Consider the following 19614-nt stretch of genomic DNA (forward strand, 5'->3'; position numbering starts at 1 on the left):
CATCTGGAAAAGGTCATGTCTGCTCAGGTGCATCGCCCCGCGTCGCTCAGGTCGTCCGAAAGTGCCGCAACTATCCCATACAAATCATCACGCTGGAAGATTTTGTTGAGGGGGTGTGAACGATTACTGATCGGGGGTGCCTGGAAAAATCATGACCGTTAGTGTGCAGCTTCGACCAGCCGGCGCGCGCGTACCCCTTTGGCGAGGATCTCCAGCACCAGCAGCGAGTCCTCCCATCCCAGGCAGGCATCGGTAATGCTTTTGCCGTACTCCAGGGGCTGACCGGGAACGAGATCCTGCCGTCCTTCAACGAGGTGTGATTCAACCATCATGCCGACGATGCGTTGATCGCCGGCGGCAATCTGGCTGGCAGTTTCCCTGACGACTTCGATCTGCCGTTTGAAAAGCTTGTTGCTGTTGGCGTGTGAGGCATCGATCATCAGGCGTGCGGCGAGGTTGGCGGCGGCGATTTCCCGGCAGGCAGCGTCGACATGGGCAGCATCGTAGTTCGGTTCCTTGCCGCCGCGCAGGATGACGTGGCAGTCCTCGTTGCCGCATGTGGAGACAATCGCCGAGCGACCCGCCTTGGTCACCGAGAGAAAATGGTGTGGTGATTGCGCTGCACGGATGGCGTCGATGGCGATGCGGATGTTGCCATCGGTGCCGTTCTTGAAGCCAACCGGGCAGGACAAGCCGGAAGCCAGTTCACGATGCACCTGTGATTCAGTGGTACGCGCACCGATCGCCCCCCAGGCAATCAGGTCGGCCGTATATTGCGGGGTGATCGTGTCGAGGAACTCGGTTGCACAGGGCAGACCCAGGTCATTGATTTCGAGAAGCAGACCGCGCGCCAGGCGCAGCCCCTCATTGATCCGGAAGCTGTTATCGAGACGCGGATCGTTGATCAGGCCCTTCCATCCGACCGTCGTGCGTGGTTTTTCGAAGTACACACGCATCACGATCAAAAGATCGTTGGCAAAACGAGCGGCTTCCTTCTCCAGTCTATGAGCATATTCGACGGCCGAATCGACATCGTGAATCGAGCAGGGGCCAAGGATGACCAGCAAACGGTTATCGGCGCCGTGCAGGATGCGGTGGATGCCCTGGCGCGCTTCATAGGTTGTCGTTGCCGCACGCACACCGACCGGAAATTCACGGAAAATGTGCGCCGGAGGGACCAGTTCCTTGATCTCCCGGATGCGCACATCGTCGGTATTGGGCTTGCTCTGCAAGGTCATGCAACATCCTCCTGGCTTGGGGTCGGGCTCGACCGAGGGCTCGATTCTAATGGAAATGCCGTATCGATTGTGCGCCGCACCAGCAGGATGCGGCAGGTGTTTGCCCATGCCAGGGATGCCAGGGCATCAAGCCGGGTTTCTCCGGGCAACCAGAAACTTCTTCCGCTCTGGTTTACGGACTGCCAGGCACGGTAGCCGTTGCACTTAGGGTATTGCCAGGGCGGTCTGGGCTGGCATATCCGTCTCGCGGATGGCATGCCTTCTGGCGATGCGGATGAATTCTTCCTGGCGGGCAAAAAAGGCATTCACGACGTCCGGGTCGAAATGTGTCCCCCGCCCCTCGTCGATCATCCGCAGCGCTTGTTCAAGGGTAAAAGCCCTCTTGTAGGACCGTGGCGTGATCAAGGCATCGAAGACGTCAGCCAGCGCCATGATGCGTGCAGAAATCGGAATCTGGTTCCCCGCCAGTCCTTCCGGGTAGCCGGATCCATCCCACTTTTCGTGGTGATAATGCGCGATATCCTTGGCCATGCTCAGGAAGTCGACCGAATATTCGGCATCCTGCGCAGCCTGTTCGAGCGCTTGATAACCAAGCTGGCTGTGCGTCTTCATGATGGCCCACTCATCCGGCGTCAGCTTGCCGCGTTTGCGCAGGATGTGATCATCGATACCGACTTTCCCGATGTCATGCAGAGGCGCCGACTTGACGAAGACCTCGATATGGTGTGGCGTCAGGAAATCGGCGAAACGCGGATGCGAACACAATTCTATTGCCAGTGTGCGCACGTAGCCCTGCGTGCGGCGCAGGTGATTGCCGGTTTCCGGGTCGCGGATCTCGGCCAGGCGGGCGAGTGCGCGGATGCTGGTATCCTGGATCAGGAGGTTGTCCGCCATGCGCCGGGTGATTTCCTCTTCCAGACTCCGGTTTCGATCCTGCAGCAGGTCGCGGGCAGCTTTCAGGTCGAGATGAGCCTTGACGCGGGCGATGACGATTGCTGGCCTGATCGGTTTGGTGATGTAGTCCACCGCACCAAGAGCCAGACCACGTTCCTCCTCGTCGGTTTGTTCGAGGGCGCTGACAAAAATGACCGGGATGCCGGACGTGGCCGGGTTGGAAAGCAGGTGCCTGATCACTTCGTAGCCATCCATTTCTGGCATCATCACGTCGAGCAGGATCAGATCCGGCCTTGGCGAGTCGGCTGCAGCCTGCAGGGCGAGTTGTCCAGAAGTGACAGCGCGCACCTGACACATGGGACGCAGCAGGCCGCTCAGGACCGCCAGACATTCGGGGGCATCGTCGACGATCAGAATGGTTGCCATAATGATGAGGATCCTAGCGAAAAAACCGGGGGAAACAGCAATCGGGTGAGCACATTATCCGGGGAAGTGTAAATGACTTGTTTTCTTTTGGACAACCACATCTCCTGCTTGGTTTTCGCTCAGTCGCGCCGCAGCTTAAATGACGGCAGCCGCTTGTCGTTGGGCGTGCCGCGGTCGGTTTTGCGGCGATTGGTCTTTGTTCGATGCCGAACGCCTGCCCGGCCGCGAAAGTCTTTTTGAGGTTCCCTCGGTTTTTCGTCTTCCCAAGGGTGGGTTTCATGCGACCCGTTTTCCCTGATGCGGCTCGCTGATCGAGTTTTCCAGAAACTGAACAGGCGACTTGTCGCCGAAGGTCGAATGCGGGCGTTTCCGGTGGTAAAAAATCTCGATGTATTCCAAGGGGGCTGCTTTGATCTCGGCGGGCGTCGCGGAGCGAATGCCCTGCACCTGCTCGTTCTTGAGGCGGTTGAACCCGCTCTCCATCGGCGCGTTGTCCCGGCAGTGGCCCTTGCAGCTCATCGAGCAAGTCATGCGGTAGGCCTTGAGCTTGTCCAGCCCTTTGCGGGTGTTTTTCTCAGGCTGCGGCCCGCCTGACGAGTAAAAGGCGAGAGGTGGCTACATGCTTGATCTTGCCGCACCTTTCGCGGGGTGGGCGGGGCTTCCTGGGGCCACGGGGGGCTTCCTGTAGGCCGCCAGTCGGGCGTGGCTGGCCCACTCTTTCAAGAGGGCAGCGAATTCGATGACAGTCAGTTCGGCCACGACGCCCCACGTCTCGTCCGGAATGGCCATCTCCAGGCCGCGACGGGTGCCGGCGATCTCCTCTGCGAGGGAATCGCTGGAGAGGGGTTGCTGCACCACCTCTTCGCCATGGGCGGCGCGCAAGGCGGCTTTCACCATGGACAGAAGGTGGTCAGACACCCGCGCCAGGCAGAAGGTGAACAGGGCGGCCTTGTTGGGATACCCCAAAGTATCGATCTTGCCTTCCAGCGTGGCCTCCAACTCCTGGAAAGCCGTCTCTACCGTCCACCGACGACGGGATAACGAGGCCACCTGTCCGGCATCGAGGACGGCTGCCGGAAGATGGGTCAGCAGAGGGATTTCCCACTCGCCGTCACGGGTCGGCTGATCGAGCTTTACCGTCACGCGTCGCACTTCCAGGAACTCGTCCCGCGGCCCTTTCAAGGTCATCGCCTGCGCGAACAGCAGACCCGTGTCTGTGCGTCCCTGCGCTCCGGATTCGCCGATACGGTCAATCTTCAAGGTCGTGGCATGTTGCCGGATGACGAAGTCCGCTTGCCGTTGCGCGAAACCGAACAGGAAGGCCGTGGTGCAGAAATGACGGTCGGCCACCCACCCCTCGTTTGCTTTGGCCCGCGCCAGAATCCGCTCGGTGAGCGAACGCTCCTGCGCATGGCCATCCTCACAGAGCACGACTTCACTGGCCAGCATGAGCTGCGGGTCGAGAATCACCCGCGCCTGCCCCGGCAAAGCGCCCGCTCGCGTCATGCGCAAGGGTTTAAGGCGATGCTCAGTGCCCGCCAAGTGATTGCCGTCGAGAATCTTCACCCGATAGCCCGGCACCCAGGCCGGCAGCTCCGCTCCCATCGCTTCGATCACCGGTCGTAATTCCTGCGCCGTATGCCGCACCAAGGCCTCGGAGACGCCCGTCTCCATCCGCTCGACCTTCTCATACCGCGAGCGCAGCGAACCCTCCAGGGACTCTTCACCCCCTGGATACGCCGCATGCCGCGAGGGCCGCACTCGGCACACCACCCAGGCCATCAGGTCGACAATGGTTGAGAACAACCGCTTCCGGGTGTATTGCCGCGTCGCACTGCGATCAAACCATTGGTTGATCACGGTCGGCGACAGCACCCGTTCCAGGATGGCTCGCGCCATCACGCCAATCGGCGCCCGTTTGGTAAATCGTTCCAACACCTCACTCAGGATCACGATCGTCTCCTTCTGACTCTCAAGTCAGCGTTCAGACACCGAGCCGTGAGTAAGTTCGGAACACCCGCAAAGGGCTGCATTGATCTGGATTACTGAAATTTGCTTACTATGTGCTTACCTGACCGACAGACAACAAAAAGGCCACTCTCTAAAGTGGCCTAACCGATTGATTATTTGGCTCCCCGACCTGGGCTCGAACCAGGGACCTGCGGATTAACAGTCCGACGCTCTACCGACTGAGCTATCGAGGAACAAACAAGCGGGCAGTGTAGCCACTCGTAGTCGGTTCGTCAATATGTGCTCGACCTTTCTGTTAGGGAACCAGTAGTCTGCCCGGTTTTGTAGTGAGGTTCCCTCGGTTTTTCGTCTTCCCAAGGGTGGGTTTCATGCGACCCGTTTTCCCTGATGCGGCTCGCTGATCGAGTGTTCCAGAAACTGAACAGGCGACTTGTAGCCGAAGGTCGAATGCGGGCGTTTCCGGTGGTAAAAAATCTCGATGTATTTCAAGGGGCTGCCTTGATCTCGGCAGGCGTCGCGGAGCGAACGCCCTGCACCTGCTCGTTCTTGAAGCGGTTGAACCCGCTCTCCATCGGCGCGTTGTCCCGGCAGTGGCCCTTGCAGCTCATCGAGCAAGTCATGCCGTAGGCCTTGAGCTTGTCCTGGAAAGCGTGGCTGGCGTACTGGCTGCCCCGGTCGGAGGGGTGCAGCAGACCCGGCGTCGACCGCTTCCTGAACCAGGCCATCGTCAGCGTATCGGTCGCGATGTCCGCCGTCCTGCGCGGCTTCAGCGACCAGCCGACCCCTTCGCGGTTGAACCGATCGCGCACGATGGCCAGATAGAGCCCGCCTTCATTGGTCCACCGGGAAGTCATGTCCGATGTCCAGACCGGATTCGGCGCCGTCGGCGTGAAGTTTCTGGCCAGCAAGCTATCCGCCACCGGCAGGCCAGGCTTCGAGTCCGTCGTGACCTGGTCGCGCCGTTTGTGGCGAGGGCGGAGGCCGTGGTCGCGCATCAGGCGACCGACCCGTTCCTGGCGGGCCGAGCAACCTCTGGCTCGCAGTTCCCTCACCCTGCGCGGGCTGCCGTAGGCCCCCTGGAGTCCGGCAGGGAGGGCGCGCATCAGCGCCAAGTTCGGGCGGTTGGACCAACGCTTGCGATCCGCTGCTCCACCGCGCTTCCATGCCCGGTAGCCGTGGATGCTGACGTCGAGCACGGCACGCCTTTCGGCCAGGGAAAACGACTTGTCCTGCGCAGCAATCCAGGCGGACTTCACAGAACCTCCCTGGCGAAGTCCGTCGTCGCTTTTTTTGAGGATTTCGTTCTCCCGCTTGCGCCGGAGATTCTCGGCGCGCAGCCTGGAAAGCTCCATTGCTTCAGGGGGCACGACTCGGCCGCCAGCGCCGTTAAGCTTGCCTTCCACCGCCGCCTTGGCCCAGTTGCGCAAGGTCTGGTCGCTCCACCCGAGTTCCTGGTAAATCGTGCCGACGTGGCCGTCCTTGATCCGCTTGACAGCCCGTTCCTTGAATCCGGCCGTGTAGGCCTGCTTCGGTCTCTTCATTTCCTGCCAGCCAGAAGTAACGTCGATTTTAGGTCACCCTGGGCAGGCGAAATTTCGGGGGAAGCTCAGTCAGCGGCCCAAGCCCGAAATCGGCGGAAGAACCCGATCTGCTCAAGCATGGATTACCTTTGTGTCAGGCGCCTCTGCCGATTAGAATAGGGCCATGCACAGCATTAATCTCACGGATCATTTTTTGATTGCCATGCCGGCGCTGATGGATTCTTTTTTCTCCAAGACCCTGGTCTATGTCGCCGAACACAACCATCGAGGTGCGCTTGGGGTGATCGTCAATCGGCCGATCGACATGAGTCTGGGAACACTTCTCGACAGAATCGACATTCCCCTGCAGGCTGAAGGTTTTGCCCAGTTGCCGGTGTTCTTCGGTGGGCCGGTACAGACCGACCGTGGCTTTGTCCTGCATCGGCCGGTCGGGAAATGGCAGTCCACGCTGGTGATCAACGAGCACATCGGTCTCACCAGTTCGCGCGACATCCTGCAAGCCGTCGCCCGTAATGGCCAGCCGGTTGATGTGCTGGTGACGCTGGGCTACGCTGGTTGGGCTGCCGGCCAACTGGAACACGAATTGGCACAGAACGCCTGGTTGACCGTGCGCGCCAAGCTCGACATCCTTTTTGAATTCCCCTACGAAGAAAGGCTTGCGTCGGCACTCGAGCTGCTTGGCGTCAATCTCGCCAACCTCGCCGATGCCGCCGGCCATGCCTGAACCAGTCACCACGGGCACGGTACTCGCTTTCGACTTCGGCGAAAAACGCATCGGCGTCGCCGTTGGCGAATGGCAACTGTTGCAGGCGCATCCCTTGACCACCCTGCACGGCGAAGCCAACGCCGAGCGATTCGCCGCGATCGCCGCCCTGATCCGGGAATGGCAGCCGGCCAGCCTGGTCGTTGGCCGACCGCTCGCACTCGACGGCACGCCACACGCCATGACCGCTCGCTGTACTCGCTTCGCCAACCAGTTGCGTGGCCGCTTCGGACTGCGCGTCGATTATGCCGAGGAACGGCTTTCGTCTTGTGCTGCGCAGGCATGTCTGCATGCCGCCGGGCATGATACCCGCAGGGCAAAACGGCATCTCGACGCCGTGGCGGCCCAGATGATTCTGCAGAGCTATTTTGACGACATGGCCGAAGCGGGCCACCGACACTCGTCATGAACGCCAGACGCTGATGAACGATTTCTTCCCCCTTCCTCTCCCGCACCCAGGGGAGATTCCCGAGTCGCAGACGCGACTTTCAGGATTGCTCTGATGACTGCAAAACCGATGCCTGCCATGGACCTCCCAGACGCCGAGGCGCAGTGCGCCCAACTGGCCGAACTGATCCGACCCCGCTTGCGACCGGACACGGTCCTGGTCGGCATCCACAGTGGTGGCGCCTGGGTGGCCAGGCGCCTGCGCGAACTGCTCGCGCTGAACAATGAAATCGGCCTGATCGACGTCTCGTTCTATCGTGACGATTACGGCGCAAGGGGCCTGCATGCACGTGTCCGACCGAGTTCGATTCCCTTCGATGTCGAAAGCCGGCCGCTGATCCTCGTCGATGATGTGCTGTATACCGGCCGCACGACGCGCGCGGCGATCAACGAACTTTTCGATTATGGGCGCCCGGCCAGCATCCAGCTTGCGGTTCTCGCCGACCGTGGCCGGCGTCAACTTCCGATCTGCGCCGATTTCTGCCCCTGGCAAGTCGATCTCGATCCAGCCCAGGAACTGGTACTCTCGACCGACGCCAACGGTCGCCTGCAGTGGAGCCTGGCCGAGGATGCGCATGCGTAATCCACAACTCAACACCAATGGCGAGTTGACGCACCTGTTGTCGACCGAGGGTCTGCCTCGTGAGGTGATCAATCACATTCTCGACACCGCATCGAGTTTCCTCAAGGTCTCGCACCGCGACGTCAAGAAGGTTCCCTTGTTGCGCGGCAAAAGCGTTTTCAATGTGTTCTTCGAGAATTCCACACGCACACGCACCACCTTCGAGATTGCCGCCAAGCGCCTGTCCGCCGACGTCATCAACCTCGACGTGACGCGCTCATCGACCGCCAAGGGCGAGACCTTGCTCGACACGGTAGACAACCTGGTGGCCATGCACGCAGACATGTTTGTCGTCCGGCACGCCGCCAGCGGGGCACCGCACCTGATCGCCGACCACCTGCGTCGCCTTGGGCGAAAAGATGTGCATGTGGTCAATGCCGGCGACGGGCGCCACGCCCACCCGACACAGGGACTGCTCGACATGTATACCATCCGTCACTACAAGCAGGATTTCAACCACTTGGTGGTGGCCATTGTCGGCGACATCCTGCATTCCCGTGTAGCGCGTTCGGATATTCATGCGCTGATCACGCTCGGCGCTGCCGAGGTGCGCGCCGTCGGCCCGCAAACGCTGTTGCCGACGGCCATCGACAAGATGGGGCTGCGGGTCTGCCATGATCTGCGGACAGGACTTCGCGATTGCGATGTGGTGATCATGCTCCGCCTGCAGAACGAACGCATGAATGGTGCGCTACTGCCGTCGGCGCGCGAATATTTCCATTGCTACGGACTGACGCCAGCGATGCTGGCGCTGGCCAAACCCGATGCCATCGTGATGCATCCGGGGCCCATGAATCGTGGCGTCGAAATCGACTCCGATGTCGCCGATGGTCCACAGGCCGTGATCCTGCCGCAGGTCACCTTCGGGATCGCGGTGCGCATGGCGGTCATGGGCATTCTGGCGGGAAACTGAACGATGAACGAGCAACCCCTCCATATCCGGAATGCCCATCTGATCGACCCGAAAAACGGCCTGGATGCGTGCCTCGATCTGTTCATTGCCGACGGACGGATTGCTGCGATCGGCCGGCCGCCAGCAGGTTTCTCTGCCGCACGCCAGATCGATGCCCAAGGGCTGATCGCCTGCCCCGGCCTGGTCGACCTGTCCGCTCGCCTGGGCAGCATCGAATCTGAACTCGCCGCCGCGGTCGCCGGTGGTGTGACTTCTCTTGCCTGCCCGCCCGACACCAAACCGCCACTCGATGAACCGGGTCTTGTCGAGCGCCTCGTCCGGCGCAGCGAAACGCTGGGTCTGGCGCGGGTCTATCCGGTCGGCGCGCTGACTCAGCAACTGGCAGGCGAGAGACTCGCCGAGATGAACAGCCTGTCGCGTGCGGGCTGTATTGGCTTCTCACAGGCCAAGCATCCGATCGTCGACACGCAGTTGCTGATGCGGGCCATGCAGTACGCCGCGACCTTCGGCTACCATGTGCGTCTGTGGCCGCAGGACCAGTTTCTCGCGCGCGAAGGCGTCGCCCACGATGGCGAGGTCGCATCCCGGCTAGGGCTGACCGGCATTCCGGTCTCGGCCGAAACCGTCGCCATCACCACAGCACTGCAACTGGCGGAACAAACCGGTGTGCGCCTGCACCTTTCACGGCTGTCGTCGGCTGCCGGCGTGGCCCTGATCCGCTCCGCAAAACGTACCGGCATGCAGGTTTCCTGCGATGTCTCGATCCATCACCTGCATCTGTCCGAAATGGACATCGGTTACTTCGATAGCAATGCGCGCTTCGACCCGCCTCTGCGTGCATCAAGTGACCGTGACGCGCTGCGCGTCGCCGTCAGGGATGGGCTGGCGGCAATCTGTTCGGACCACACGCCGGTTGATGCGGATGGCAAGCAACTGCCCTTTGCCGAAGCACTGTCCGGGGCGAGTGGACTCGAGCTCCTGCTGCCGCTGACGCTGCGCTGGGCGAAACAGGCGAAGCTGCCGCTGGTGCTGGCACTGGCCCGCATCACCTGTGATCCGGCGGCCATTCTCGGCATCGAGGCCGGCTCGCTGGCCATTGGCAGTGCCGCCGACATTTGCCTTTTCGACCCCACCGAGTCTTGGCTCGTCACCCCGGAAGCGCTGCGCAGCCAGGGGAAAAATACGCCCTTCCTGGGTGACGAAGTGATTGGTCGAACACGCATGACGCTGATTGACGGGCGCATCGTTTTCGAGACCTGAGCATCGGCGCCGGCCTCCTGCCGGCGTCGCAAGACGGTCCAGGCAGGCACCTGCTCACGGCCCGAGCAGGCTGCGTACCGCATCGGCACGCGCACCCAGCACCCACAGCACCTTGTGCCGTGAGGTCTGGCCACTTCTCAGTTCGACTGCCGACTTGGCCAGACCCAGGCGCTGCGCGACAAACGCCAGCAGCGCAGCGTTTGCCCGACCATCGATGGCGGGTGCTGCGAGGCGGATCTTCAGCGCATCGCCGTGCAGGCCGGCGATTTCGCTGCGCTTTGCGCCGGGCTGGACATGAACGGCCAGCATGATTGCACCGTCGACTTCGCGTAGCCAGTCGACCACGGCTTACAGAAAGATCAGCAGCAACTGTGCGAGGACAATGGCCACCAGCGGTGACAGGTCGATGGCGCCAATGGGCGGTACGAAACGCTGGATCGGACGCAGGATGGGGCGCGTCAGTTGCGATACTGGCAGGCTCAGAGGCGAGTACGGACTGACCCACGACAGGACGGCCTGCACCAGCAGCGCGCCAATCAGCAGGTAGAGACTGAAACGCACGGTGGCCAGCAGACCTCGCCAGAGCAGCAGCGGCAGCAGAATCTCCGGTGCCAGAAGCTCACTGCCGACACGCAGCAGGATCAGCGCACCAGAAAAAATCACTTGCAGCAGATAGGCCGGCAGGAGACTCGCCAGATCCAGGCCATACCAGCCCGGCAGAAACTTGCGCAAGGGCCTGACCAGCCAGTTGGTCAACTCGACGACGAACGTACCGATCTGATTGTTGAAGGAAACGCGGCAAGCCTGCATGTAGAAACGCAGCAGCAGCGCAAAGGTCAGGAAACCGGTCAGCGTTTCGAGCAGGAACAATCCAGCCTGCGTGATCATCAACTATCCTTGCCCAGCAGTTCGCCCAATTCACGGCCGCGGATGTTGGCGGCCAGCACGCCGGCAATGAAGCCTTCTTTGACGCCACGCTCGGCCATGGTGCGCAATGCCGCTTCGGTGGTCCCGCCTTTCGAAGTCACGCGCTCGCGCAGCACACACGCGGTTTCATCCGACTGTGCGGCCAGTTTGGCAGCACCGAGTACGGTATCGATCGAGAGCTGGCGAGCCTGTGCCGGCGTCAGGCCCAGTTCGCTTGCCGCCTGCTGCAGTGCTTCGATGAACAGGAACACATAAGCTGGACCACTGCCGGAGATGGCGGTCACCGCGTCCATGTGATATTCATCGGCGATCCACAAGGTGCTGCCGACCGCCTGCAGGATGCGCTCGGCACCGAGTCGCTCGGCCATCGACACGGCGGGCAGCGCACACAGGCCGGTAATGCCGGCGCCCACCAGCGCCGGCGTGTTGGGCATCGCGCGGACGATCTTGCCGTAGCCACCCAACCATCGCGAAACATCGGTCAGGCGCAGACCGGCGGCGATACTGATCACCAGTTGCTGCTTGAGGTATTTGAGTAGCGGCGTACAGGCTTCGCGCATCTGTTGTGGTTTCACCGACAGCATGAGGGCGTCGCAGTCCAGCGCGACGGTGCTGACCGCCTCATAACACCGGACCCCGTAGGCCAGCCGAAGCTTGGCGCGCCCCTGCGCGCCCAGTTCGATGACGGCGATGTCGCTTGCCGAAAAGCCGGTTTTCACCAGGCCACCGATCATCGCGTTGGCCATGTTGCCACCGCCCAGAAAAGTGATTCTCATGCTCTGTGTCTCTCACCAAAAATTGCGGTGCCAACACGCACCAGCGTCGACCCTTCGGCAATGGCCGCTTCAAGGTCATGCGACATGCCCATCGAAAGTGTATCAAGGCACAGGCCATCTGCCTGTAATCGTTCAGAGAGTTCCCGCAGGAGACGGAATGGGCGACGCTGCTCGATGCAGTCATGGTGCGGCGCCGGAATGGCCATTAGACCCCGCAGACGCAGTTTCGGCAGCACCGCCAGCGCATTCGCCAGTGCCGGCGCAGCGGTCAGCGAGACCCCGCCCTTCGATGCCTCGCCACTGACATTGACCTGCAGGCAAATCGACAGTGGGGGCAGTGACGCCGGACGCTGGCCGGAAAGGCGTTGCGCGATCTCCAGACGGTCAACCGAATGCACCCAGTCAAAGGCTTCGGCCACCATGCGCGTCTTGTTGGCCTGCAGCGCACCGATGAAATGCCATTCAAGTTCCAGAGCACGCAGTTCGGCGATCTTCGCGACGCCTTCCCGCACATAGCTTTCGCCAAAAGCCCGCTGGCCAGCGGTGGCCAGCTCGCGTATCTGGGCAGCGGGCCAGGTCTTGCTGACCGCGAGCAGCTGGATCGTGTCGTCAGAACGGCCGCACTGTCCAGCGGCGCTGGTGATTCGCGCGCGAACGGCTTGCAGCTTGGCGGAAAGTATGGTCATAATCGGGTGCTACGCAGATTGCTCGAAGTATAACATCGCACCCTGCTCACCGTCCGAGGACCGAAGCGAATGGACATTACCGAACTGCTGGCCTTCAGCGTCAAGAACAAGGCTTCCGACCTCCACCTGTCGTCCGGCTTGCCGCCGATCATCCGGGTGAACGGCGATGTGCGGCGAATCAACCTGCCCGCCATGGAGCACAAGGACGTGCACGCGATGGTGTACGACATCATGAGCGACGTTCAGCGCAAACAGTACGAAGACACTCGGGAATGCGACTTCTCGTTCGAGATTCCCAATCTGGCGCGTTTTCGTGTCAACGCCTTCATCCAGAATCGCGGTGCCGCGGCGGTCTTTCGGACCATTCCGTCGAAGGTGCTGACGCTCGAAGACCTCAACTGCCCCAAGATTTTCAAGGACATTTCGGACTATCCACGCGGCATCGTACTGGTCACCGGGCCGACCGGTTCAGGCAAGTCGACCACGCTGGCGGCGATGATCAATCACGTCAATGAAACGGCTTATAGCCACATTCTCACCGTCGAAGATCCGATCGAGTTTGTTCACCAGCCAAAGAAATGCCTGATCAACCAACGCGAGGTTGGTCCACATACCCTGTCTTTCCAGAATGCCCTGCGCTCCGCTCTGCGCGAAGACCCGGACGTGATTCTGGTCGGCGAGATGCGCGATCTCGAAACCATTCGTCTGGCGCTCACCGGTGCGGAAACCGGCCACCTGGTTTTTGCCACCCTGCATACCTCGAGTGCCGCCAAGACCATCGACCGGATCATCGACGTATTCCCGGCTGCTGAAAAGGAAATGGTTCGATCCATGCTGTCCGAATCACTGCGGGCGGTGATTTCCCAGTCTCTGCTCAAGACCAAGGACGGTCAGGGGCGGGTTGCGGCACACGAGATCCTGATCGGCACACCGGCGATTCGTAACCTGATCCGCGAAAACAAGGTCGCCCAGATGTATTCCGTCCTGCAGACCGGACAGCAGTACGGCATGCAGACCCTTGACCAATGCCTGGCCGAACTCGTCAAACGGAATATCGTTTCAATGATCGAGGCTCGCAACAAGGCGGCCAACAAAGACAACTTCATGGGCATGTAAGCCGTCCTTGCGGACAGGAGAGAAAGCATGGAAAACGACCAGGCACTGAAATTCATGCACGAGCTGTTGCGCCTGATGGCCCAGAAGAACGGCTCCGACCTCTTCATCACCGCCAATTATCCTCCGGCGATCAAGATCGATGGCAAGGTGGTGCCGGTATCCAACCAGCCGCTGTTGCCGCAGCACTCTGCAGAACTCGCGCGCTCGATCATGAACGACCGGCAGGCTTCCGAATTCGAGGCGACCAAGGAATGCAACTTCGCCATCTCGCCTGCCGGAATCGGCCGCTTTCGCGTCAATGCGCTGGTGCAGCAGGGGCGTGTCGCGGTAATCTGCCGCACCATCAACCTGAATGTGCCGACCCTCGAGGAACTCGGCCTGCCGCTGGTGTTGAAGGATATCGCGATGACCTTGCGCGGTCTGGTCATCTTTGTCGGGGGCACCGGTACTGGCAAGACCACCTCCCTGGCAGCACTCGTCGATCACCGCAACCGCCACAGCCAGGGCCACATCATCACCATCGAAGACCCGATCGAGTTCGTTCACGAGCACAAGAAGTGCATCGTCACCCAGCGCGAGATCGGCGTCGATACGGACAGTTGGGAAGTCGCGCTGAAGAACACCCTGCGGCAGGCACCGAACGTGATCATGATGGGGGAAATCCGGGATCGTGCAACCATGGACTACGCCATCGCCTTTGCCGAAACCGGACACCTTTGTCTCGCCACGCTGCACGCCAACAGTACCAACCAGGCCATCGACCGGATCATCAACTTCTTCCCCGAGGAGCGCCGCCACCAACTGCTGATGGACCTTTCGCTCAACCTGCGTGCGCTCGTCTCGCAGCGCCTGCTGGCCAAGAAGGACGGCAAGGGACGCGCGCCAGCGATCGAGATTCTGCTCAATTCGCCCCTGATTTCCGACCTGATCTTCAAGGGCCAGGTACACGAAATCAAGGAGGCGATGAAAAGGTCGCGCGAACTCGGCATGCAGACCTTCGATCAGGCCCTGTTCGACCTCTACGAGGCCGGCCAGATCAGCTACGCCGACGCACTGCGCAATGCCGACTCGCTCAACGACCTGCGCCTGCAGATCAAGCTGCATGGCAAGGAATCGAAAGACCGGGATCTGACCGCGGGCATCGGTCATCTGGACATCGTTTAATGTGAGGGTCGCGTATGCGACTCACCAATCACCCCACCCCCGCGTGGGAACGAAGGCGGGATTTCGCGGAGCAACTGCTCTGCGCCCATCGAACGATTCCGGCGTGCCAGCCGGAATGCGCCCTGCAAGGGAGGGAAACGGTCATGACTTTGATGATCGGGGTGCCTGGAAAAGTCATGACCGTTAGCAGAATGTTCCGCCACTGACGCTGCGGACCTTCACCGACACAATGAATCTGCCTCCCCCAGGTTCGTCATCTCCTGAGCACCTGGACATCCTTGACCGGCTGGCCAGGCTGACCAGCAAGACCCTGGCATCGCACTCTATTGCGGTGTACGCAGCACCGCCATCCGGAAAGGAGGATTCATCATGCCTCAGAAATATCTGATCCGACGCGACACCCCGTCCTGGAGCGTGCAGGTGTGGTTGTCGTTCGGCCTTGCCGTGACCGCCTGCACGATCGGCATCTGGCACATGCCGAGCCAGGAACTCGACCGGGCGTTTTTGGCCGTCGGTTTCTGTTTCTGCCTGTTTGCCTCGTTTACGCTGGCCAAGATGATCCGTGACAACCGCGACGAGCGAATCGATACCGGCGCCTGGGTGATCACCGTCTGGGCAGGATTCGCGATGGCTGTATCGCTGACCGCCTGGGGCCTCTTCCGGATGGCGATCGGCGACTGGGAGAAAGCTTACATGATCGTCGCCTGGTTCTTTCTGCTCAACACCGTATTTGGCGTGGCAAAACTGGTTCGCGACAAGCAGGAAGCAGATTTGCTGGAGGGAATTGCAGATGCTGAGCCGCGATCTCCAGCGAACGATTCGACCGCGAAGTAGGTGGGCAGTACGCGGGGTCTGTCGGGTTGGGCGACTGGCACGGCACTGTATGGCGCTTATTCCTTGCACTTATTTCTTGCTTCTGACAAAGGCTTCGTGTCTGGCAAGCGCCTGCGCCCTGCCATCGGCAATTCTGGCCAGCGTTCTTTCCAGGCGGGCGTGCAACAGGTCGAGTTGGCGGCACAGCGATTGTTCGGCGGTGCTTCCATCTTCGAGCACGACGCAGCCACCGCTGACCGCGGTTGCCTCGACGTAATGGCGGCAGGCATCCGGCAGGTAGCGCGCAACCATCTCCCGTACGAAAAACGTTTCTTCGATCGCCAGGTCGATCGCATCGAGGTCGGCCGCGGCGAGCGCGGTGATCACCCTGGCGAGCGTTTCCTTGGTCCGCGCGAGCGTCGTCAGCGCGGCCTGCGGCAAGTGCCGGGAGACTTCTTCCAGGTAGTCGTCAAAGCACTCGGCATCGCGCTGCAACTCGCCGGCGTCACCGACCCGCGTCAGCGAGTCGTCGCGCGACGCTGCCCGATGCTGCCGCCACAGCGCTGCCGCTGCGGCCAGCGCCGCGACACCGGCCGCGGCAAAAACGATGGTCGCGCTGCTGAATGGTGCCGAGACCAGCAGCGCGATCCCGCCGACCAGCATGAGCAGGACGGGCGGTGGCGGTCCACCCGGTTTTCCTGCGCCGGCGCGCAAGGCTGCAGTCAGCGGTCGGCCCACCAGATGCTTCCGGTTGGCGCGCTCCAGTCGCTCGATCAGCCGCGTACTCGTCGGCAGGAGTGGAGGCTGTCGGCGGCGCGGCGATGCGCGTGCAGGCAATTCTCCGGCAACCCAGCGGTCACGCCCGCGCGGGTCAGTCATCTCGCCTGGGCGCCATTCTCAGGCCGGTCTTCTTGAGAATGGCGGTTGAAAAGAGCACATCATGCGAATGACAATCGCTGCCGATGATTTCGGCGATGGCCCGTACCTTGGCCAGCACCTCGGTGCGTGAACCGCCATGCACCATGGCAAACAGGTTGTATGGCCATTCCGGAAGCCGGCGTGGCCGGTGGTAGCAGTGAGTCACGAAATCGAGCCCACCGACGCGTACGCCGAGTTCGTCGATACGCTCGTCCGGCACGTCCCAGACGCTCATGCCGTTGGCGGTATAGCCGATCGCGTAGTGATTGGGCACCGCGCCGATGCGGCGGATGACGCCACTCTCAAGCAGGTGGGTCAGGCGCGCCATCACTTCCTCGGGGGCGATGCCGATCGCTTCGGCAAGCTGGTGATATGGCCGTGCGACCAGGGGCAGGCCGTTCTGGGTGGCAATGACGAGACGGCGGTCGGTGGCATCGAGGATGGCGGCGGCTTGAGCGCTCATGACCGCACCGCCAGCTTCATTTCGACGAAGTATTCCTGCAGCTTCGGGAAGGGAAAGACCGGCAGGCCGCTGGCCTCCTCGATCTGGCGTACCGCGGCGTCGATGCCGTCGACGGTCTCGGTGGCGAGGACGAACCACATGTTGAACGCACCGTTGCGGTCGCTTTCTCGTCGGTAGTTGTGCGCCACTTCGGGAAAGGCATTGACGATTTCGAGAACGCGCAGCCATTCCGCGTCGGGAACGCACATCGCTGCCAGAACAAAGGCACCGCCCATGCGCTCGACCTGAAACATCGGGCCGAAGCGAGTCAGCACGCGTGTGGCCAGCATTCGCTGCAGGCGTTCGAGGAGTTCTGTTTCGCTGATGCCGAAGCTGCCGGCGGCTGCAGCATAGGGGCGTTCGCAGATCGGGAATCCACCCTGCAGGCCGTCGATGATCGCACGATCGGTCGCGTCGATGGGGGCCGCTTCACGCATAACGGGCACCACGCTGTTTGAAGCGGGTCAGCGAGAACAGCACCGCGTGCGCGTAATCGGTCAACTGCAGGCGTGCCCGCAGCTCGGCGATGCGGGTCTCGACTTCCGCTCGTGCCTGGCCGTGGATCATGCAGAACAGGTTGTAGCGCCAGATCGGCGGCACGCGCGGGCGCCGATAGCAGAGATTCACCCCGGATTCGCACGCCAGACGCTCGCCGATGGCGCTGACGCTAGCGTCGGGAATGTCGTGCACCAGCATTGCATTGGCCGTATAGCCGAGTTCGTGATGCCTGACGACCACCCCGAAGCGCTTGATGATGCCTTCGGCGCACCAGCGACGGATGCGTTCGAGCACTTCGCTCTCGTCGCAGCCGACCCGGCTGGCCAGCACCGAGAACGGCCGAATGAACAGCGGCAGGCCTTCCTGCAGGGCCATCACCAGACGACGTTCAAATTCGTCGAGCGGCGTCGGTGCAATAAACGGCTGACTGCGCACGCGCACGCTGCCCGACCTCTCTTCCTGCCCGTCAAGCGCAAAACCGAGGTCGATGTGGTATTCCTCGAGCAGCGGCAGCTTCAGCACCGGACAGCCGGCCACCTGTTCGATCGCGCCCAGGGCCGCCTGCAGGCGTCCTTCCGACCCGGCAGTGGCGACGAACCAGAGATTGTAGCGGTGCTCGCGCTCGTAATTGTGGTTAACCTCGGGAAAGCGATTGACCACCTCGGCAATCGCAGCCAGTTGGTCCGCGGGTACCGCCATCGCGGCCAACGTACTGACGCCGATGCGTTTCGGGGCAAAAATGGCCCCGACGCGTGCGATCTTGCCTTGGCGACGCAGCCCTTCCAGGGTCCGTAATACTACGCCCTCGGCAACTCCCAGCCGCGATGCCAGCTCGGCAAAGGGCGCAGGACAAAGCGGAAAATCCCGCTGAAAGTCATTGAGCAGACGAAAATCGATCGCTTCGTCGAGTCTGTCCATCAGAAACCCATGCGGTTGGCGCGACTGGTGAAGAATATTCCGCTCGGCGCCTGCACGTCCAGTTCGCCGAGCTTGGTGAATGTCGCCGTGTCGTAGATCAGCACCCGGTTGTCGTCGCGGGCAGAAATCCAGACCTGTTCACCGCGCGGCGTGAATTCCATGTGCAGGATGGCCCGACCGGGCGCCAGCGTCTTGATGACTTGCCCGCTCAGGGTATCGATCACCTCGACCCAGCCATTGTCGGGAAACGCGTAATTGACCCACACCTGCCGGCCATCCGGCCGCGCCATGACGAACACCGGTTGTCCCTTGACGGCAATGCGGGCGATTTCCTGCCAGTTGCTGCCGGCAACGACCAATACCTCGTGGCGGCCGATCGCCGGCAGATAGGCGTTGCCCTGTGCCATCGACCAGCCGCGCAGGTGCGGCATCTTGAAGACCGGCAGCTTCTCCTGGCCACGCCCGTAGTTCCCGAGAATTCGCCGTGTGCCCAGCTCTGGCCGCCAGGTGTCGAGCAGGGCGACGCCATCCTCGCCGAACAGCCCGGCCAGGTAATGGCGACCATCGGGGGTGACCAGTCCATCGTAGGGCTGCAACCCGGCTGGATACCGTTGTGTCTGCGGCTGCCGAGGGTCGGAAAAATCGCTGACCCAGATCTCGCCGCCGTCGAAGAGCGCGTAGGCAAAACGCTGACCGGCGAGATCGGCGAGACCCACGACTTTCGAAAAACGCCCCGGCGCGTATTCGGCCGGCACTTCGGAGAGCAGTTCGAGGGTCTCGGCGTCAAACGCCTTGATGCCACCGGGTGTGTAATTCTGTGCCACGACAATGCGGCCGTCCTGCGAGATCGCACCGCCGATGGCATTGCCTGACTGCAGCACGCGTTTGACGATACGCGCTTCGAGCAGATCGACCTTCGACAGTCCGCCGTCACGCCCGAAGACATAAGCGTAGCGGCCATCACGCGCATAGACGACCGAGGCGTGCGAGAGGTCACCGAGTCCGCCGATACGCGCATAAACTTCGCGTCGGCTGGTATCGACGAGGCTGAGTTGCCCGCTCGCGCGCTCGATGACCACCCCCAGGTCAGCGCTGCCGCGCAGGGTCGGCGTGGTGCAAGCCGCGAGCAAAACGATCGACAGCAGGGTCAATAATCTCTTCATGTTCATTTCTCCAGGGGCGCCGCTGGCGCCCAGATGTCTGCCGCCGCGCAACACCGAA

Annotated in this window: 22 protein-coding genes and 1 tRNA gene; 8 read left to right on the forward strand and 15 right to left on the reverse strand. The window is 61.6% G+C overall.

Translation table 11 applies throughout. The features are described from left to right. Positions 1-158 precede the first annotated feature (158 nt). From aroG to V5B39_RS11515, 6 genes are all read right to left on the reverse strand, one after another. Complete coding sequence (gene aroG, locus V5B39_RS11490; protein ID WP_332343032.1) at positions 159-1238, reverse strand: 3-deoxy-7-phosphoheptulonate synthase AroG; 1080 nt, start codon at positions 1236-1238, stop codon at positions 159-161. Positions 1239-1442: 204 nt separating this feature from the next. Continuing rightward, positions 1443-2558 (reverse strand): HD-GYP domain-containing protein, encoded by a 1116-nt coding sequence (locus V5B39_RS11495; protein WP_332343033.1) that lies wholly within the window; start codon positions 2556-2558, stop codon positions 1443-1445. A 276-nt stretch (positions 2559-2834) separates the two neighbouring features. Further along, on the reverse strand, positions 2835-3041 hold the full coding sequence (locus tag V5B39_RS11500) for an IS3 family transposase (RefSeq protein ID WP_434735686.1): 207 nt from the start codon (positions 3039-3041) through the stop codon (positions 2835-2837). 132 nt (positions 3042-3173) lie between these two features. Then, positions 3174-4511 carry a transposase gene (locus V5B39_RS11505; protein WP_332343035.1) on the reverse strand — a complete coding sequence of 446 codons (1338 nt, stop codon included), beginning with the start codon at positions 4509-4511 and terminating at the stop codon, positions 3174-3176. A 175-nt stretch (positions 4512-4686) separates the two neighbouring features. Then, positions 4687-4762 (reverse strand) — tRNA-Asn (locus V5B39_RS11510). Positions 4763-4895: 133 nt separating this feature from the next. Then, a protein-coding gene (locus V5B39_RS11515; RefSeq protein WP_332343036.1) for an IS3 family transposase occupies positions 4896-6070 on the reverse strand; the annotation gives its coding sequence in 2 pieces (ribosomal slippage) (positions 4896-5032 and positions 5032-6070; 1176 coding nt in all). Between the two features lie 163 nt (positions 6071-6233). On the opposite strand from V5B39_RS11515, the gene V5B39_RS11520 reads away from it, so the two are divergent. The 5 genes from V5B39_RS11520 to V5B39_RS11540 all read left to right on the forward strand — a co-directional run bounded on the left by V5B39_RS11520 (position 6234) and on the right by V5B39_RS11540 (position 10075). After that, complete coding sequence (locus tag V5B39_RS11520) at positions 6234-6794, forward strand: YqgE/AlgH family protein (RefSeq protein ID WP_332343037.1); 561 nt, start codon at positions 6234-6236, stop codon at positions 6792-6794. Beyond that, on the forward strand, positions 6787-7242 hold the full coding sequence (gene ruvX / locus V5B39_RS11525; protein ID WP_332343038.1) for a Holliday junction resolvase RuvX: 456 nt from the start codon (positions 6787-6789) through the stop codon (positions 7240-7242). The genes V5B39_RS11520 and ruvX overlap by 8 nt, the downstream gene beginning before the upstream one ends. A 93-nt stretch (positions 7243-7335) precedes the next feature. Beyond that, positions 7336-7863 (forward strand): bifunctional pyr operon transcriptional regulator/uracil phosphoribosyltransferase PyrR, encoded by a 528-nt coding sequence (gene pyrR, locus V5B39_RS11530; protein WP_434735687.1) that lies wholly within the window; start codon positions 7336-7338, stop codon positions 7861-7863. Beyond that, positions 7856-8815 carry an aspartate carbamoyltransferase catalytic subunit gene (locus V5B39_RS11535; protein WP_332343039.1) on the forward strand — a complete coding sequence of 320 codons (960 nt, stop codon included), beginning with the start codon at positions 7856-7858 and terminating at the stop codon, positions 8813-8815. Before pyrR ends, V5B39_RS11535 begins: the two co-directional genes overlap by 8 nt. Before the next feature lie 3 nt (positions 8816-8818). Next, entirely contained in the window at positions 8819-10075 is a 1257-nt protein-coding gene (locus V5B39_RS11540) for a dihydroorotase (RefSeq protein ID WP_332343040.1), read from the forward strand. Positions 10076-10129: 54 nt separating this feature from the next. On the opposite strand, the gene V5B39_RS11545 is transcribed toward V5B39_RS11540, so the two are convergent. Genes V5B39_RS11545 through V5B39_RS11560 form a run of 4 tightly spaced genes read right to left on the reverse strand, consistent with a single transcriptional unit; the run spans position 10130 to position 12464 of the window. Then, a complete protein-coding gene (locus tag V5B39_RS11545; RefSeq protein WP_332343041.1) occupies positions 10130-10420 on the reverse strand; it encodes a DUF167 domain-containing protein in 291 nt (96 codons plus the stop codon). Positions 10421-10423: 3 nt separating this feature from the next. Then, the gene (locus tag V5B39_RS11550; protein WP_332343042.1) at positions 10424-10963 is read right to left on the reverse strand and encodes a YggT family protein; all 540 of its coding nucleotides are present in this window, start codon (positions 10961-10963) and stop codon (positions 10424-10426) included. Next, the gene (proC, locus tag V5B39_RS11555) at positions 10963-11778 is read right to left on the reverse strand and encodes a pyrroline-5-carboxylate reductase (RefSeq protein ID WP_332343043.1); all 816 of its coding nucleotides are present in this window, start codon (positions 11776-11778) and stop codon (positions 10963-10965) included. The genes V5B39_RS11550 and proC overlap by 1 nt, the downstream gene beginning before the upstream one ends. Continuing rightward, positions 11775-12464: a YggS family pyridoxal phosphate-dependent enzyme gene (locus tag V5B39_RS11560; RefSeq protein WP_332343044.1), complete on the reverse strand. Its 690-nt coding sequence runs from the start codon at positions 12462-12464 to the stop codon at positions 11775-11777. Before V5B39_RS11560 ends, proC begins: the two co-directional genes overlap by 4 nt. A 69-nt stretch (positions 12465-12533) precedes the next feature. On the opposite strand from V5B39_RS11560, the gene V5B39_RS11565 reads away from it, so the two are divergent. The 3 genes from V5B39_RS11565 to V5B39_RS11575 all read left to right on the forward strand — a co-directional run bounded on the left by V5B39_RS11565 (position 12534) and on the right by V5B39_RS11575 (position 15578). Continuing rightward, positions 12534-13580 (forward strand): type IV pilus twitching motility protein PilT, encoded by a 1047-nt coding sequence (locus V5B39_RS11565; protein WP_332343045.1) that lies wholly within the window; start codon positions 12534-12536, stop codon positions 13578-13580. Positions 13581-13607: 27 nt separating this feature from the next. Beyond that, the gene (locus V5B39_RS11570; protein ID WP_332343046.1) at positions 13608-14744 is read left to right on the forward strand and encodes a PilT/PilU family type 4a pilus ATPase; all 1137 of its coding nucleotides are present in this window, start codon (positions 13608-13610) and stop codon (positions 14742-14744) included. A 369-nt stretch (positions 14745-15113) separates the two neighbouring features. Next, positions 15114-15578 carry a YiaA/YiaB family inner membrane protein gene (locus V5B39_RS11575; protein WP_332343047.1) on the forward strand — a complete coding sequence of 155 codons (465 nt, stop codon included), beginning with the start codon at positions 15114-15116 and terminating at the stop codon, positions 15576-15578. Between the two features lie 69 nt (positions 15579-15647). Here the strand turns inward: V5B39_RS11575 and V5B39_RS11580 are convergent, their stop codons facing one another. The 5 genes from V5B39_RS11580 to V5B39_RS11600 are packed head-to-tail and all read right to left on the reverse strand — an operon-like array spanning position 15648 to position 19556. Continuing rightward, positions 15648-16436 carry a hypothetical protein gene (locus V5B39_RS11580; RefSeq protein WP_332343048.1) on the reverse strand — a complete coding sequence of 263 codons (789 nt, stop codon included), beginning with the start codon at positions 16434-16436 and terminating at the stop codon, positions 15648-15650. Then, a complete protein-coding gene (ahbB, locus tag V5B39_RS11585) occupies positions 16429-16938 on the reverse strand; it encodes a siroheme decarboxylase subunit beta (protein ID WP_332343049.1) in 510 nt (169 codons plus the stop codon). Before ahbB (V5B39_RS11585) ends, V5B39_RS11580 begins: the two co-directional genes overlap by 8 nt. Then, positions 16935-17414 (reverse strand): Lrp/AsnC family transcriptional regulator, encoded by a 480-nt coding sequence (locus tag V5B39_RS11590; protein WP_332343050.1) that lies wholly within the window; start codon positions 17412-17414, stop codon positions 16935-16937. Before V5B39_RS11590 ends, ahbB (V5B39_RS11585) begins: the two co-directional genes overlap by 4 nt. After that, positions 17407-18393, reverse strand: a complete 987-nt coding sequence (gene ahbB, locus V5B39_RS11595) for a siroheme decarboxylase subunit beta (protein ID WP_332343051.1) — start codon at positions 18391-18393, stop codon at positions 17407-17409. Before ahbB (V5B39_RS11595) ends, V5B39_RS11590 begins: the two co-directional genes overlap by 8 nt. After that, a complete protein-coding gene (locus tag V5B39_RS11600) occupies positions 18393-19556 on the reverse strand; it encodes a cytochrome D1 domain-containing protein (protein ID WP_332343052.1) in 1164 nt (387 codons plus the stop codon). Before V5B39_RS11600 ends, ahbB (V5B39_RS11595) begins: the two co-directional genes overlap by 1 nt. Positions 19557-19614: the final 58 nt, after the last annotated feature.

It is taken from the genome of Accumulibacter sp. (genome assembly GCF_036625275.1).
GTDB lineage: Bacteria > Pseudomonadota > Gammaproteobacteria > Burkholderiales > Rhodocyclaceae > Accumulibacter.

Excerpts from the sequence above, each read along its gene's own strand:
- aroG (WP_332343032.1), bottom strand. The coding sequence starts at position 1,238 with ATGACCTTGCAGAGCAAGCCCAATACCGACGATGTGCGCATCCGGGAG.
- V5B39_RS11495 (WP_332343033.1), bottom strand. The coding sequence starts at position 2,558 with ATGGCAACCATTCTGATCGTCGACGATGCCCCCGAATGTCTGGCGGTC.
- V5B39_RS11500 (WP_434735686.1), bottom strand. The coding sequence starts at position 3,041 with ATGGAGAGCGGGTTCAACCGCCTCAAGAACGAGCAGGTGCAGGGCATT.
- V5B39_RS11520 (WP_332343037.1), top strand. The coding sequence starts at position 6,234 with ATGCACAGCATTAATCTCACGGATCATTTTTTGATTGCCATGCCGGCG.
- ruvX (WP_332343038.1), top strand. The coding sequence starts at position 6,787 with ATGCCTGAACCAGTCACCACGGGCACGGTACTCGCTTTCGACTTCGGC.
- pyrR (WP_434735687.1), top strand. The coding sequence starts at position 7,336 with ATGACTGCAAAACCGATGCCTGCCATGGACCTCCCAGACGCCGAGGCG.
- V5B39_RS11535 (WP_332343039.1), top strand. The coding sequence starts at position 7,856 with ATGCGTAATCCACAACTCAACACCAATGGCGAGTTGACGCACCTGTTG.
- V5B39_RS11540 (WP_332343040.1), top strand. The coding sequence starts at position 8,819 with ATGAACGAGCAACCCCTCCATATCCGGAATGCCCATCTGATCGACCCG.
- V5B39_RS11550 (WP_332343042.1), bottom strand. The coding sequence starts at position 10,963 with ATGATCACGCAGGCTGGATTGTTCCTGCTCGAAACGCTGACCGGTTTC.
- proC (WP_332343043.1), bottom strand. The coding sequence starts at position 11,778 with ATGAGAATCACTTTTCTGGGCGGTGGCAACATGGCCAACGCGATGATC.
- V5B39_RS11560 (WP_332343044.1), bottom strand. The coding sequence starts at position 12,464 with ATGACCATACTTTCCGCCAAGCTGCAAGCCGTTCGCGCGCGAATCACC.
- V5B39_RS11565 (WP_332343045.1), top strand. The coding sequence starts at position 12,534 with ATGGACATTACCGAACTGCTGGCCTTCAGCGTCAAGAACAAGGCTTCC.
- V5B39_RS11570 (WP_332343046.1), top strand. The coding sequence starts at position 13,608 with ATGGAAAACGACCAGGCACTGAAATTCATGCACGAGCTGTTGCGCCTG.
- V5B39_RS11575 (WP_332343047.1), top strand. The coding sequence starts at position 15,114 with ATGCCTCAGAAATATCTGATCCGACGCGACACCCCGTCCTGGAGCGTG.
- V5B39_RS11580 (WP_332343048.1), bottom strand. The coding sequence starts at position 16,436 with ATGACTGACCCGCGCGGGCGTGACCGCTGGGTTGCCGGAGAATTGCCT.
- ahbB (WP_332343049.1), bottom strand. The coding sequence starts at position 16,938 with ATGAGCGCTCAAGCCGCCGCCATCCTCGATGCCACCGACCGCCGTCTC.
- V5B39_RS11590 (WP_332343050.1), bottom strand. The coding sequence starts at position 17,414 with ATGCGTGAAGCGGCCCCCATCGACGCGACCGATCGTGCGATCATCGAC.
- ahbB (WP_332343051.1), bottom strand. The coding sequence starts at position 18,393 with ATGGACAGACTCGACGAAGCGATCGATTTTCGTCTGCTCAATGACTTT.
- V5B39_RS11600 (WP_332343052.1), bottom strand. The coding sequence starts at position 19,556 with ATGAAGAGATTATTGACCCTGCTGTCGATCGTTTTGCTCGCGGCTTGC.